Below are 15,144 nucleotides of genomic sequence, written 5' to 3' on the forward strand. Positions count from 1 at the left end.
AATTGATTTTGAGGCGTTTTTTTTGCTTTTAAGGTTCAACCATTTGCCCAATTGGCAAATCAAACCAAAATACAGAACCCTCACCAACCTTACTCGACACATCTATATTGGTTTGATGCAATTCTAAAATCTTCTTCACAATAGCCAAACCTATTCCCATACCCTTTTTAGCGACTCTGTCTTTACCCAATTGTTTATGGCGTTCAAAAATATGTGTTATCTCTTCTGCTGCTATGCCTATACCGGTATCTACAATTTCAACTTTTACATGAGATTTAGATTCTTTGAGCTTAATGACAATACTTCCTCCTTCAGGCGTAAACTTCATAGCATTATCTAATAAATTTTGAAATACACGCTCTGTTAGCGCTATATCCGCAAAAACGGTTGGTAATTTTTGAGACGCTTCAAGTTGTAATGTAATAGACTTTTCCTCTGCCTTAAATTTGTACGCCATCAATATATCAGACACTAACTCGTTCAACAGAAAAGGTTCTTTCTCCGGTTTTACTAGATTCGCCTCCAATTTAGCGTATTGAAATAACTGATCGACTAAAACTGAGAGTTTCTTTGTCTTATCATGCATAATATCCAAATACTTCTCCCTGTCAGCTTCCGAAAGATTATCCATTTTAATCATTAGAGTTTCAATATAGCCTTGAATGATGGAAAGCGGTGTTCTTAAATCGTGAGAGATATTAGCAATTAATTCCTGTCGGTATTTATCGGTTGCAGTAATCTTATCAAAATTATCAACAATAACATCGGCCATTTCGTTAAACGTTGTACTAAGCATACCCAAATCACCTCTGTCATGTTCCTCTATTCTAGCCGAGTAATCCCCCTCTTTAAATCGTTTTACGGTAGCCGTAACTTTACTTATGCTATTGGTCATTAAATAGAATATAGCCACACCAACAATGAATGCCACTACTAAAGCCATAAAGAAACTATAACTCCCCAATTTTAAATAAAATTGACTATTTAACGACTTTAAAATTTCCCTTTGCTTAGCGCTCGCAAGTACCGCATAAACATAACCACTTAATGTTCCACTTTCATAAACAGGTGCCACCGAAAATATACTAAGTTCGTCGGGCTGCTTTGGATTATCTCCCAGAGGACGTTTCCCTTCGCCATTCAACCAAGCATGAACCTTATCCATATCTACTTTATTCATATGAACCGTTGTATCCGGTACAACGTAATCTACAATCACTCCTTCGGGATTTAACAAATACACCTCAACACTAGGGTTGGCCACCATGGTCGAATGAATAATATCATGAGTAACAGCCGTATCTGGCTTTCCATTTTTAAACGGCTGTGTAACCGATGCCAAATGCCCCGCAATATCACCATATAACTTCTGATTAGCATCAGTATAATAGGTTTTGGAGAATTGTGAAGCAATAATCACGAAGACAATTCCTAACACAATAAGCAATACAGTAAAGACTCCTGTAATTTTCCAAAAAAGCAAATTACCTTTTATTTTATATAATTGCATAATTTATAATTCTTCATTAAACCTATAGCCCACACCCCAAGTGGTTAAAATATATTGAGGATTAGATACATCTTTTTCAATCTTTCCCCGAAGCCTATTGATATGGCTATTAACTGTATGTTCATAACCTTCAAAATCATAACCCCAAACCAATTTCAACAAGCGTTTTCGGTTAAAACTTTTACCGGGATTTGAAATGAGCAACACCAACAAATCAAATTCCATGGGAGACAGTTCTATTCTCGACTCTCCTATCATGACTTTACGCTTGTCGATATCGACTTGTAAATCTGCGAAACAGATAACGGATGAAGCAGCAAACGTATCATTTAAATACGAATTGTTCTCCTTACGGCGGAAAATAACTTTAACCCGTGCTATTAATTCCCGAATGCTAAAGGGCTTGGTAAGATAATCATCTGCTCCGGTTTCTAGACCTATCACCTTATCAATCTCTTCCGATTTCGCAGTAAGCATTAAGATCGGTGTATAAATATTGTTTTTCCTTATTCTTCGACAAATTTCAATACCGCTTAAACCGGGTAACATTAAATCCAGAATAATTAAATCGTATTGCCCATTAAAAGCTAAGTCCAACCCCTTTTTCCCTTCGGTTGCCACTTCTATACTGCACCCCAAATCCTTAAGGTGGATGGTTATCAATTCAACAATATGAATATCATCTTCTATTATAAGTACCGCATTGTGTCCCATAGTTTCACAAATTTGGCAAATTAATTTGGTTTATTTACCATTGTGATACTTTTGTTATAATTCTAGGACTTCTCTGTGACATCTTATGGTTTCATTTGTATTGAACAAAAAACAAATAAACTATGAGACACTCTATTTTAAAAAACATTACTATGCTGGCACTGGTTATTACCATTTTTAGTGCCTGTGACAAAGAACCTATGGAAAATGCCGATGCGTTTAATCTGGGCATCTCTAAAATTGATAAGTCTAAAGCCATTCACAACCAAACCATAACGGTTGAAAACGTATTACAAGCACAACCCTTGGTACAATCTGGAGCATTTATGGGCGATGGTACGCCTCCTGTTATTTTTCCCGGTCAAGAAATATCATTTAGTTTTTATGCGGGAAAGGGACAATATTTAAGCTTTGCGACTATGTATGGGTGGAGTAATGACCTTTTTTTCGCTCCTGAAAACCCTGGTATTGCACTATATGATAATGATGGCACTCCTATTACCGGTGATGTATCATCACAAATAAAACTATGGGACAATGGCACAAGAGTAAATCAGGCTCCAGGTATGGATGTGGTACATCCTGGTGTTTTAGAAGATCCTATAAAAAACATTAGTGAAATTAACGGCATGGACGAATACTCGAACACCTACCCTATGGCTTCAGAAATGATGAAATTATCACTTAACTATGATGGGAACTCTATGTTTACCATAACCATTATGAATACCTCAGACCAAACCAGTAACACCACGCCATTTAGCCCTGGGGTTTGGGCAATTTCGTATGCTCCGGGTGGTAACCTATTAATGCCCGAACCTATCTTTCAAGATGTTACTACTGAAGGTTTAACCCACATTGCTGAAACAGGAGATATTGCTATAATGCACGAGTACTTAACTAGCAAAACTGGAATTTTCACACCACTATCACCTGTTCTTGTTGTTACCTATGAGGGCAATATGAACCCTATATACGAAGTAGGCTCCTATGATATGGGCGAAGGTTTAAAAGACATAGCGCAATTTGGTAACGCTGAGATGCTGGCCGAAAACCTAAAGCAAAAGCCAAACGTAAAAGACGTTTACATTTTGGCCGACCCTGTAAGCACAGTGTTATTACCTAGCATCAACGGTAATTCAGGCAGCAAAGTATCGCAAGAATTACAAATTGCAGGTGGCAGTAAAATTGCCATTGTAACCATGTATGGTTTATCGAACGACTGGTTTTTTGCCACCAAAGGCAACTTTATTAATGCCTTACGTGTAGGTGATATTTCTTCTACCATAGGGTTATTTGATAATGGCACTGCTGTTAATGAATATCCTGGCGCTGGAGAAACACAAGCTGCTCAAGGTGGTACTCCTATTGAAAACATGGAACCCATCAGTGAAGTTACCAACCCAAATGAATTTAACACCCTACCTCCTACAAAAGATATATTAAAAGTAACTTTAGAATAGCTTTTGAGGATGACTAATACTTCTCTATACGTATCGTATTAATTAGAAAATATGTCAGATATGATCACCATTAGCATAACTTAAATCAATCCATTACTTTCTGGCATATTGCAAAACCGCTAACAAAGCAAAGTGCTGATAATACAACAATAAAAACGTTTTTTTCCATGGTTTATAAAGTTGTTCATTGCTAATTTTATTCATAAAAAAGTCCAAACTAGACAGCTTGGACTTTTAACATTATCACGTTTAATGTGCATCAAAAATAAATTTCACAAAAAAAACTCAAATGCAATTAACCTTGGAGTTTATAATACTTTTATAAAAATCTTCTACCTACCTCCCGGCGGACAATATGCTTTCAAATAATTAGTAAACAAGGTTCTTAAATGCTCTGTTGTACCTTCGCCTTCGCGAATACCATGTGTACGATTTGGATATGGCATAAACTGAAATTGCTTGTTATGTTTCACCAATTCATTTACTAAAATTTCGGCGTTTTGGTAATGTACATTATCGTCGCCTGTACCATGAATGTATAGCAAGTTTCCTTTTAAGTTTTTAGCGTAGGTTACTGGCGACCCATCAACATAATCTTGTAAGCTTTCTTGTGGCAAGCCCATGTAACGCTCTTGGTACACATTATCATACGTCAATAAATTTGTAATGGCCGCAATAGAAATTCCTGTTTTATAAATCTCAGGGTATTGAAACAGTAAATTCAAGGTGGTAGAACCACCGCCACTATGCCCCCAAACAGCAACACGCTCGGGGTCTACAAAATCCCATTTCAGTATTTCTTTGGCAGCTATGGCCTGGTCTTTTATATTTAACCTTCCAATACTTCTATAAATAGTTTTGCGCCATTCTCTACCTTTTGGTGCTGGTGTGCCTCGGTTGTCTAACGACATATAAATATATCCATCGTCGGCCATACTCCCCATATAGTTTCTGTTATTTCCAGTACCATAGGTGTCTTTTACCGTAGCTGTTCCGGGTTCTGAATACACATAAAACACTACGGGATATTTTTTTGAAGCATCAAAATTGGTTGGTTTTACCATCCAACCGTCCATTTCTACACCTTCAGTAGTGGTTACTTTAAAAAATTCTACTGTTTTGGAACCTTCTAATTTAGATAAATTGGCTTCTATACTATAATCCACATGAATAGGTTGTTGATTTTCGAAATTTATAAGCTCAGAAGCAGATTTGGTATAATGGTTTGAAAACGAATGAATGGCAAACGCACCCGTTGGCGATACATCATAACCATGTGTGCCTTGTAAGTTTTTCGGGCTCACTAATTCCAATTTCCCTTTGCCATTTAACTTGGTTTTATACAAATAACTTTGCGTAGCATTGTTGGGTGATGCCATAAAATACACATAACCGTTTTTAGCATCAATGTAGGATAGATCTATAAAATCGTAGTTTCCGTTGGTTATAAGCTGTTCTTTTTTCCCTTCTAAAGATACGTTATACAAATGCCTCCAGCCATCTTTTTCGGTGGTCCACAAAATATTTTTGCCTTCATTATACCAAATAAAATTATTGGTAAAATCGATCGCATATTTATTTCCCGGATGGTAAATATCTACCCAAGCCTTATCGGTTTCCTCGTAAATTAGTTTGGATGCGCCCGTTTTAGGTTCAGAAACAAACAATTTACTTTGGTTTTGTTTTCTATCTAACTGCTGAACCAATAATTTTTCGGTAGAAGGAATAAACTCCATACGTACCAAATAATGTTGGCGTGCATCACCCGGCACATCCATCCAAGTGGTTTTGGCATCATCAATAGTTACTACGCCCACTTTACATGCCGAAGGTGTTTCGCCCACTTTTGGATATTCCAAAGGTACCAATTGTGAATATATAGAATCGGTATTATTTATCATGTAAAAGGTTTTGGTTTCGCTCGCATCAATTTGCCAATAAGCAATCGATTTACTATCAGGGCTCCATCGAAACCCATCTCTACACGCGAATTCTTCTTCATAAACCCAATCAAACGTACCATTAATTAAAGTTTCAGTACCATTGGTGGTTAAGGCTTTTATTTTTGAAGTGCTTAAATCTTCAACATAAATATTATTTCCACTTACATAAGCGGCATGGGTTCCATCGGGAGAAATTTTAGCAAACATAAGCGACGATTCCGGCATGGTTTTACCAAGTTGTTGCAATGTACCTGTTGCCATATTCAACACCCAATAATCGCCTTTAGTATTAATTCGCCAAACGCGTTTGGTGTTGGTAAACAGCAATACTTTTTTCTCGTCTTTTGAAAACGCAAAATAACTTACACTTAGCGGTTCATTGCTGTCTGTTGGAGTTAATTGTTCTTTAGATATCAATACTTTTGAATCGTTTGAAGGTAAGGTATATTGAACAATGCCTTCCTTTAGGATTCTGTAATACGATTTACCATCTTTAGACCATTTGAGTCCGCCACCTTGAGAGTAACTTAGAAACGACAATACCATAAAAACGAGCAAAATTGCCGTTGACTTCAGTCGCCATTTAAAATTGAAAAATTGCATAAACATCTATTTTATTGAATATTCTTCAATATTACTTAATTTGATTCAGATTTATTGCGATTCTTTTAGCGTTTAACAGAACATTAAGAAAAACAAAAGTTCAGCAACAAAAAAGCCCAAAACAAATGCTTTGGGCTTTCTTATTAATTGGTTTTCAATTAATCGTTATGGTCGTCTTTCACGTCTTCATCTCTGTATTTACAGCATGCATGAACGGAATTATAAGCTTCATCGGTAGCTTTTAATCCTTTGCTATCATGCCCTACAGCCGCCACACTTTTCTGTATGGTTTTTAAATCGGTTTTACGGGCATCATAAATAAGTTTCAACTCGTGGGTTTTTACATCCCAAACGGCACTTTTTACGCCTTTTGTACCAAAACATGCTTTTTCAATTCTAGATTTACACATCAAACAAACGCCATCCACCTCTAAAGAAGCTTTTTCGTTTTTGTTTTGTGCGAATGTGATGGTTGATACTAATACCGTCAATACAATTATTATTTTTTTCATGGTTTTTATTTTGTCAGGTCGAGCATTTCGCCTTCGCTCCATATGAACTGCGTCGAGACCTTATTATTATTTTGTTATTATTTTATTTTATATCGCAACCCTGCATAATACATACTTCCAAAAATTGGACCATACACAAAAGTGGTATCAAAATTCGAACCAAAAGGATCATCGGCAGCAATTATAGGATTGCTTTGTCTAACATTCGTAATGTTTTCACCGCCTAAATATAATTCAAATTTTGGAGAAAACACTTTGGTTACTTGTGCATTTAGCGTCGCCAATTTTGGCGTATTTGCAGCTACTTGATATTGCACAGGATTTGTTGTAGTTGAAGAAAAGCGCTGTTCGCCCAACCAATTAAACGTGGTGTCAAATTTCCAATTACCTGTTTTTCCTTCAGGCTGATGTGTTTCATAAGAAGCATTTGCAAAAAACCGATGTTTTGGTGTTAGTGGCTTTTCCAATTCACCTGAATTATATTGGGTTTTCACTTCGTAAAATTTATAAGCCAACCGTAAATCGAAATGCTCAAACGCATTATAATTTACTTCCGTTTGAAAACTATTGGCAAAACTTTTCCCATCAAGATTATAAAAATTCACCTCTTGCGGGTTTTCATAATCTACCACTACTTGATTGGTAAAATCGGTTTTATAAAAATCGACCGTTATATCTGCCTTTCTTCCAAAAAGATTAAAACCTTGCAGGTATGAAACACCATAATTCCAAGCAATTTCGGGGTCTAAACCATAAATTTTGCCCGTTGTATCTAAAATATTTATAGCTCTAGAGGTTGAAAACATACTTTGATTTTCGGCAAAAATATTGGCACTGCGCTTACCACGACCAAAAGAGGCTCTTAAAGCCGATTTTGCCCAAGGTGTGTAACGCGCATGGATGCGTGGCGTTACAAATGTTCCCAATAAATTATGACTATCAATCCGGATACCAGCTGTTAAATTCAACTTATCTAAATTATCATAATTATATTCAAAAAAAGCTCCTACAGAACGCTCTGTTCGTTCGTAATCTGAAGCTAGATTAGGTGTATCTAAAAACTCATCATAATGGTCGTAAGTATAATCAATTCCCGTTTTTATTTTATGTCTAGAATCACTAATTATAGTATTATAAATAACGTTTGTATACAAACTATTATGCAAAATATCATACTGCTTTAAACCAAAATAAGAGTCTTGTTTATGGCTACTAAAAGCCGTTTGAACACCAACACTTTGCCAAGGAATTTCTGGATTTACATAACCCAACTTTGCTGAAACTTCGTAGCGCCTGGTATCTATTTCGCTTCCCCATGCGTTGGTGGTTAATTTATCGGTTTTTGGGTCAAAATCAAGCTCACCTGTTTGCTTTTCATCATTTAAAAACTTCAAATTAATAAAACTTATAAAACCCTTTTCGGCATTGGTATATTGCCAACGGTTCATAATATTAATTTGGTCGTATTGTGGCATATCCAAAAAGCCATCATTATTAACATCATGTTCGCCGTGGTGTGTATTTCCATGGATATACAAACCTGTATCCCATTTATCGCTCACTTTTGTATTAATGTGTGTATTCAACTCCATACGCTCACTACTGGCGCCATATAAATTCACAAATAACCTATCATCGGTAGATGGTTTTACAAGTTCAGCATTTATTTGTCCCGCAATACTTTCGTACCCGTTAACAACACTTCCTGCCCCTTTGGTAATTTGAATACTTTCAACCCAAGTACCAGGAATAAAACTTAATCCAAAAGCTTGCGATGCACCTCTTACTGTTGGAATATTTTCAGTAGCTATTAAAATATACGGACTCGTTAGTCCTAACATTTTTATTTGGCGTGTGCCAGTTACCGCATCGGCAAAATTCACGTCTATGGATGGATTGGTTTCAAAACTTTCAGACAAATTACAACATGCCGCTTTTAGCAATTCATCACTACTTACAGTAAATGTATTAGCAGCCTGCAAATACGATTTTGCAGTGGCCTGTTTTCTAGAAGTTACGGTAACAGCATTCAAATTATCGGTAGGTTGCAACCAATGGTGTACCATTCTTGGTTTGGCAATGGTTAACGTATCGGTTTTAAAACCTACGTAACTAATCACCAATTTTGAATTTTCTTTCGAATACGGAATTGAAAACTTACCATCTATATCGGTCACCGTTCCAATAGTCGTATGCAACCAATACACATTAGCTCCAGCTAAACCTATGTGTTCATTTTTATCATTAGCTTCCATAATCATCCCTGAAATTTTTTCTTGAGACGACATAAAAAAAGGAAGCATGAATACTATATATATTATATTTTTCATTTTGTTTTTAAATTTTAATTGGGCGTTACCACAAGGGTCGGGCTTTACGCGCTACACGGTAGCTTGCTTCAATCCCTAACGCAAGAGGCAACGCTGCACCATATTAAGCCATACCAATTAACATGATAATTGCCATAACAATCATAACACTATTTTCTATAAAGGTTGCTTTCGTCATTGGTAATTTTAACGCGGTTCCTAAACACGCACATTGTATCGATTTTTTATCGAGTAACGTTTTGGTTACGCCTATGGTTGTAATGCCTAAAATAATTAAGGTAACCACCAAGGCTATAGGAATTTCAATGCGCATTAAAAACATAATTCCCAATGCAACTTCTATAAACGGATACACCCATCCATAAAGAGGTATAACTTTAGCCAGTGGGTCATACATTTTAAAACTTTCTGGAAATCCTTTTAAATCCAATAATTTAAAAAAGCTAAAAACAATGTAAAACAAACCCATAAAATCGAGCATAAAACCACTTCCGTTCCAAGGGTTATAGTTTAACAAAATGGCGGCTACTGTTATGTAACCAAATATTAAAAACAATGGAAAAAGTTGTTGTAAATCGCTTTTTTCTGCTTCAGCCACCATCGGTGATGTTTTAAAAACATTCTTTTCTGATATGGTGTATTTCTCGGGAAGTGCTTTTTGAATGGTATCGGTATCAATATGTTTTGCCATTTCAATAACAGCTTCACCTTTTTCTAAATTTACGGTTGCATTGATGACACCATCAAGTGCGTTGAGTTTTTCCTCAACGGATGTTCTGCAACCATTACAGGTCATGCCTGTAACTGTATATATATGTTTCATGTGTTTATTTTATTGTATTTCAAAGGACACATGCTGTTCGCTAACTATAATTTTATTAAATGATAAAATTTTGAACAAGCTCGTTTCATTTTGAAAATTAATTTGATTTATATTAAAATTGCCACACAAATAGTGGATTCCTGCCTAAGTAGGAGTGACAAAAAATCAAATTATGAAAACTTGGTCTAACACCTGAATATCGGCGACCAAATTTGGAGGAGAATAATCTTTATGAGGAATTATATGCTTTTCTAAACTTTCAAAAAGATTAACAAAAGCATAGCTAAATGTAGTGATGAAAAGTTGTTGTTGAAAATCTAAATCATCAAAAGAAGTAAGTCTTAAATCATCTTGCCCCTGAACAACATCAACTTCATCTTTACAACATATTTTTTTTGTGATAGCTTCCTGTTCTTTTTCAAAAGCTTCCATGGCACATTTCTCTGCTTCAGTAAACACCGCAACATCTATTAAAACATCACCACAAAAATGCTTTTCAATAGTAAAAGATACTGTTGAAAACAATACTAGCAATGCCAATAGCACTGAAAAGCTTTTATGTAAAAACTGTTTTATCACCGTGCAAAAATACAAAAAACAAAACCGTTCAACTTAACTTTATTAAATGATTAACACTTTAGCTTTTAAGCTTGTTGTAATAAAATGCGGGTAGCAAAAGGATTAAAATAATAGGTTGAATTAAAAACCGGCGCATGTTAAAAAACAAATAATAGTCTTCTTGACGTGGGTTAATTACAAAATATAAATAAATGGAAATTAGCACCACAAAAGCCAACATATAAATAAGTGCAGAAAACTTAACAATGCTTTTATCCTTAAAAACCAAATACAAAATAGCTAAAGAAATGATGCTATTTAAAAAGTAACGCAACGAGGTAAACAGGGTTAATTTTAACACTTCGCGTCTAGGGCTATCAATATACAAATAATCGTTTTGAAAAAAAGTGAGATACGGATCGTAAAACAACTCGTTTTCGAAAAGTCGGATTAAAATGAGCAATCCAAACAGCGCCAACAACAATATGTATTTTACTGAATTACCCATTGCTTTTCTTAAATTTAGAAAATCGATTCACCCAAAAAATCCATAACAAAAACACCAAATTATAAATAATAGCTGGAAACACCACCGTATGAAAAACATCTTTTTGGTGCGGATAAATATACAACGCAATGGTTAACAATACGATACGTAATAAGTTTACGACATAAATTAAAACACTACCCGAAAGTATATAAAAAAGCGTTGTTTTAAAGTTGGATGCAAACGCCACAATAAACGACGCAAACAATATAATAACACTAATGGAATTACAACCTTCAATAACCCGAGCCAAATAAACATTGTTAACTATTACTTTCATAGATGGCTCGTCGGGGTGCGGCAATACTTGCGTATTGTACCCTAAAGCGTTCAATAAAGCTTCACTTTGTTTTGCCACCAAATGCGTCATATAATCGGGGTAATATTCACTTCCATCAGAAAACTGCAAATAAAATTTATAGGCTACCGATAAGGCAATATACACCAACAAAAACGTAAGTATGAACCTTACAACCAACTTATATTTTAGAAGAAGTGACTTCAAAAAAACTTTCAATTTTATAAGGTTAAAATTATGCAAACCAAATATATAATTCATGGCTTTTTAAATACTTTTACCAAAACTTTCTGATTTTATGATTTTTGAACAGCTGAAACCCCAGGTAGAAACCATTGTTTTAAATACTAAAAAAACAGTTGATGAACGCCTATTAAGTATTTGTGAACTACTTGAAAAGCACATTCCACATTACAATTGGGTGGGTTTTTATTTTAGAAATGGCAATAAAGAAGAATTGAAATTAGGTCCTTATGTAGGTGCACCAACGGACCATACCATCATCCCATTTGGAAAAGGCATTTGCGGACAAGTAGCCGTTAGCAACAAAAACTTTGTGGTACCCGATGTAAGTGCTCAAGATAATTATATAGCTTGCAGCATCACCGTAAAAGCTGAAATTGTGATTCCGATTTTTGTGAATGGTGAAAATATTGGACAAATAGATATTGACTCCAACACGCCCGACCCTTTTACTGAAGCCGACGAACGCTTTTTAGAATTTGTTTGTGTACAAGTTGCCACAATACTTTCATAATAAATTCCAATAAAAGTTTCATTTTCCATTGGAATTTGGATTTTATTTTTTTTTGAAATTTCATTTCCTTTTAACAAATTGAAGATTTAGTTAAAAAATCACCTTGTTTTTTGCTTTATAAATAGTTGTTTTTTAGTTGAAATAACTACTTTTGCACCTTAATTCAAGGTTAACAAAATGAGCAACGAAAAAACAGTAAAATCCGCATTAATTTCCGTATTTAGTAAAGAAGGTTTAGAACCTATAGTTAGAAAACTAAACGAACAAGGCGTAACTATTTATTCAACTGGTGGCACCCAAACTTTTATTAACGATTTAGGCATTAATGTGGTTCCTGTAGAAGAAGTTACTTCTTACCCATCAATACTTGGTGGTCGTGTAAAAACATTACACCCAAAAGTATTTGGGGGTATTTTAAACAGACAAAACCACGAAGGCGATATCAAAGAATTGTCAGAATACGAAATTCCTCAAATTGATGTGGTTATTGTTGATTTATACCCATTTGAAAAAACAGTAGCTTCGGGTGCGAGTGCACAAGATATTATTGAAAAAATTGATATAGGTGGTATTTCGTTAATTCGTGCTGCTGCTAAAAACTTTGCCGATGTAATTTGTGTGGCCTCGGTTGATGATTATGCGGAATTTTTAGAATTAATTTCTGCAAACAACGGAAGCATTTCTGAAGAAGACAGAAAACGTTTTGCTGGAAAAGCTTTTAACGTATCATCGCATTACGACACGGCTATTTTTAATTACTTCAACAAAAACAATGAAGAAACTGTTTTAAAAATTAGCGAAACTAATGGTAAAGTATTGCGTTATGGTGAAAACCCGCACCAAAAAGGATTCTTTTTTGGAGATTTTGATGCCATGTTTACCAAACTTAACGGTAAAGAATTAAGCTATAACAATTTATTAGATGTTGATGCTGCCGTAAATTTGATGTTAGAATTTAAAAACGATGCGCCAACATTTGCTATTTTAAAACACAACAATGCATGTGGTTTAGCACAAAGTAGCACATTGCACCAAGCTTACAAAGATGCTTTAGCAGGCGACCCTGTTTCGGCTTTTGGTGGTGTTTTAATTAGCAACAAAGAAATTGACAAAGCAACCGCTGAAGAAATAAGCAGTTTATTTTGCGAAGTAATCATTGCACCTTCTTACAACGCCGAAGCTTTAGAAATTTTAAAAGGCAAAAAGAACAGAATTATATTAGTTATTCATGATATTGAATTGCCACTAACCAACGTAAGAAGTTGTTTAAATGGCGTTTTGGTTCAAGATAGAAACAACGTTACCGATACTATTGAAGGTTTAACATATGTTACAAACAATAAACCTTCCAAAAACGAGTTAGATGATTTAATATTTGCTTCAAAAATTTGTAAGCATACCAAATCGAACACCATCGTTTTAGTCAAAAACAAACAATTATTAGCTGCAGGAACTGGACAAACAAGTCGTGTAGATGCGTTAGAACAGGCTATTCATAAAGCAAAAACATTTAATTTTGATTTGAATAGTGCTGCCATGGCAAGTGATGCATTTTTTCCGTTTCCGGATTGTGTAGAAATTGCTAAAAACGCAGGCATTACAGCAGTTATTCAACCTGGTGGCTCTATAAAAGACCAATTGAGTATTGATTATTGCAACGATAATAATGTGGCGATGGTAATGACTGGAACACGTCATTTTAAACATTAATAAATTTCTGCGATGGATTAAGTGTCTCCTCGTGCACAGGCAAGAGGTTATGTTTGAGATCTCGACTGCGCTCGACCTGACAAAAAATTAGTTTTGCTGAATTTCGACTGATAGATTACGTTAGGGATTGCAGTGAAAAGCCCACAGCGAGGTACGAGCGAGGACTTGTAACGTAAAGCCCGACCCGATAGGGTAACGCCCAAATATTAATCGCTAAAATGCATTAAATAATAAAGTAGTGACTTTAAAAAAAATAAGAGTCCTATTAAACATTAAAATATTTATTAACTTTTATTACATTTACGGAAACCGTTTATTAAACCTCTAATATCACTTACAGCTTATGGGCTTTTTTGACTTCCTAACCGAAGAAATTGCAATAGATTTAGGTACTGCAAATACTCTTATTATTCATAACGACAAGGTTGTGGTTGACGCACCTTCCATTGTAGCACGCGATAGAATTTCTGGTAAAATTATTGCAGTGGGTCAAGAAGCCAGTTTAATGCAAGGAAAAACGCATGAAAACATTAAAACCATTCGCCCGTTAAAGGACGGTGTTATTGCCGATTTTGATGCTTCAGAGCAAATGATTAGTATGTTTATAAAAAACATACCGGCATTAAAAAAGAAGTTTTTTACACCTGCACTCCGTATGGTAGTTTGTATCCCATCGGGTATTACAGAAGTAGAGATGCGTGCGGTAAAAGAAAGTGCGGAACGCGTTAATGGTAAAGAGGTTTACTTAATACACGAGCCTATGGCTGCAGCTATTGGTATTGGTGTTGATATCATGCAACCTAAAGGTAACATGGTGGTGGATATAGGTGGTGGTACTACCGAAATCGCCGTTATTGCCCTTGGTGGTATTGTGTGTGATAAATCGGTTAAAATTGCAGGTGATGTTTTTACAAACGATATTGTTTATTACATGCGTACACAACATAACCTTTATGTTGGTGAGCGTACTGCTGAAAAAATAAAAATTCAAATTGGTGCTGCTACCGAAGATTTAGATTTACCTCCAGAAGATATGAGCGTTCAAGGGCGTGATTTGTTGACTGGTAAACCTAAACAAGTGTCTATTTCTTATAGAGAGATTGCAAAAGCATTGGATAAATCCATTTTACGTATTGAAGATGCGGTTATGGAAACCTTATCGCAAACCCCTCCGGAATTAGCAGCCGACATTTACAATACAGGTATTTATTTAGCTGGTGGTGGTTCTATGTTACGCGGATTGGATAAACGTTTATCCCAAAAAACAGATCTTCCTGTTTACATTGCTGAAGATCCTTTAAGAGCTGTTGTAAGAGGCACTGGGATAACCCTTAAAAATTTAGCCAAATACAAAAGCGTCTTGATTAAATAGGCTT

Annotated in this window: 13 protein-coding genes; 4 read left to right on the forward strand and 9 right to left on the reverse strand. The window is 35.4% G+C overall.

Annotated elements, in window-relative coordinates; genetic code table 11:
- Window positions 1-28 precede the first annotated feature (28 nt).
- Both ACGK9U_RS08165 and ACGK9U_RS08170 read right to left on the reverse strand, forming a co-directional pair.
- A complete protein-coding gene (locus tag ACGK9U_RS08165) occupies window positions 29-1,510 on the reverse strand; it encodes a sensor histidine kinase (RefSeq protein ID WP_394465879.1) in 1,482 nt (493 codons plus the stop codon).
- Window positions 1,511-1,513: 3 nt separating this feature from the next.
- On the reverse strand, window positions 1,514-2,224 hold the full coding sequence (locus ACGK9U_RS08170) for a response regulator transcription factor (protein WP_394465880.1): 711 nt from the start codon (window positions 2,222-2,224) through the stop codon (window positions 1,514-1,516).
- A 122-nt stretch (window positions 2,225-2,346) separates the two neighbouring features.
- Here ACGK9U_RS08170 and ACGK9U_RS08175 point away from each other — a divergent pair, with 122 nt between their 5' ends.
- Window positions 2,347-3,687 carry a spondin domain-containing protein gene (locus ACGK9U_RS08175; protein WP_394465881.1) on the forward strand — a complete coding sequence of 447 codons (1,341 nt, stop codon included), beginning with the start codon at window positions 2,347-2,349 and terminating at the stop codon, window positions 3,685-3,687.
- Window positions 3,688-4,019: 332 nt separating this feature from the next.
- Here the strand turns inward: ACGK9U_RS08175 and ACGK9U_RS08180 are convergent, their stop codons facing one another.
- From ACGK9U_RS08180 to xrtF, 7 genes are all read right to left on the reverse strand, one after another.
- The gene (locus ACGK9U_RS08180; RefSeq protein WP_394465882.1) at window positions 4,020-6,233 is read right to left on the reverse strand and encodes a DPP IV N-terminal domain-containing protein; all 2,214 of its coding nucleotides are present in this window, start codon (window positions 6,231-6,233) and stop codon (window positions 4,020-4,022) included.
- Between the two features lie 158 nt (window positions 6,234-6,391).
- A complete protein-coding gene (locus ACGK9U_RS08185) occupies window positions 6,392-6,745 on the reverse strand; it encodes a heavy-metal-associated domain-containing protein (RefSeq protein ID WP_394465883.1) in 354 nt (117 codons plus the stop codon).
- A gap of 77 nt (window positions 6,746-6,822) precedes the next feature.
- Window positions 6,823-9,075, reverse strand: a complete 2,253-nt coding sequence (locus ACGK9U_RS08190) for a TonB-dependent receptor domain-containing protein (RefSeq protein WP_394465884.1) — start codon at window positions 9,073-9,075, stop codon at window positions 6,823-6,825.
- Window positions 9,076-9,178: 103 nt separating this feature from the next.
- Window positions 9,179-9,898: a heavy-metal-associated domain-containing protein gene (locus tag ACGK9U_RS08195; RefSeq protein ID WP_394465885.1), complete on the reverse strand. Its 720-nt coding sequence runs from the start codon at window positions 9,896-9,898 to the stop codon at window positions 9,179-9,181.
- A gap of 165 nt (window positions 9,899-10,063) precedes the next feature.
- Complete coding sequence (locus ACGK9U_RS08200; protein WP_394466038.1) at window positions 10,064-10,444, reverse strand: hypothetical protein; 381 nt, start codon at window positions 10,442-10,444, stop codon at window positions 10,064-10,066.
- A gap of 91 nt (window positions 10,445-10,535) precedes the next feature.
- Entirely contained in the window at window positions 10,536-10,964 is a 429-nt protein-coding gene (locus tag ACGK9U_RS08205) for an exosortase F system-associated protein (RefSeq protein WP_394465886.1), read from the reverse strand.
- Window positions 10,957-11,508 carry an exosortase family protein XrtF gene (xrtF, locus tag ACGK9U_RS08210; RefSeq protein WP_394465887.1) on the reverse strand — a complete coding sequence of 184 codons (552 nt, stop codon included), beginning with the start codon at window positions 11,506-11,508 and terminating at the stop codon, window positions 10,957-10,959. The genes ACGK9U_RS08205 and xrtF overlap by 8 nt, the downstream gene beginning before the upstream one ends.
- Before the next feature lie 91 nt (window positions 11,509-11,599).
- Between xrtF and ACGK9U_RS08215 the strand changes: the two genes are divergently transcribed.
- From ACGK9U_RS08215 to ACGK9U_RS08225, 3 genes are all read left to right on the forward strand, one after another.
- Window positions 11,600-12,058 carry a GAF domain-containing protein gene (locus tag ACGK9U_RS08215; RefSeq protein WP_394465888.1) on the forward strand — a complete coding sequence of 153 codons (459 nt, stop codon included), beginning with the start codon at window positions 11,600-11,602 and terminating at the stop codon, window positions 12,056-12,058.
- 177 nt (window positions 12,059-12,235) lie between these two features.
- Entirely contained in the window at window positions 12,236-13,768 is a 1,533-nt protein-coding gene (gene purH / locus ACGK9U_RS08220; RefSeq protein WP_394465889.1) for a bifunctional phosphoribosylaminoimidazolecarboxamide formyltransferase/IMP cyclohydrolase, read from the forward strand.
- A gap of 343 nt (window positions 13,769-14,111) precedes the next feature.
- The gene (locus ACGK9U_RS08225; protein WP_394465890.1) at window positions 14,112-15,140 is read left to right on the forward strand and encodes a rod shape-determining protein; all 1,029 of its coding nucleotides are present in this window, start codon (window positions 14,112-14,114) and stop codon (window positions 15,138-15,140) included.
- The last annotated feature ends 4 nt before the right edge of the window (window positions 15,141-15,144 follow it).

It is taken from the genome of Mariniflexile sp. HNIBRBA6329 (genome assembly GCF_043558645.1).
Taxonomy (GTDB): Bacteria; Bacteroidota; Bacteroidia; order Flavobacteriales; family Flavobacteriaceae; genus Mariniflexile.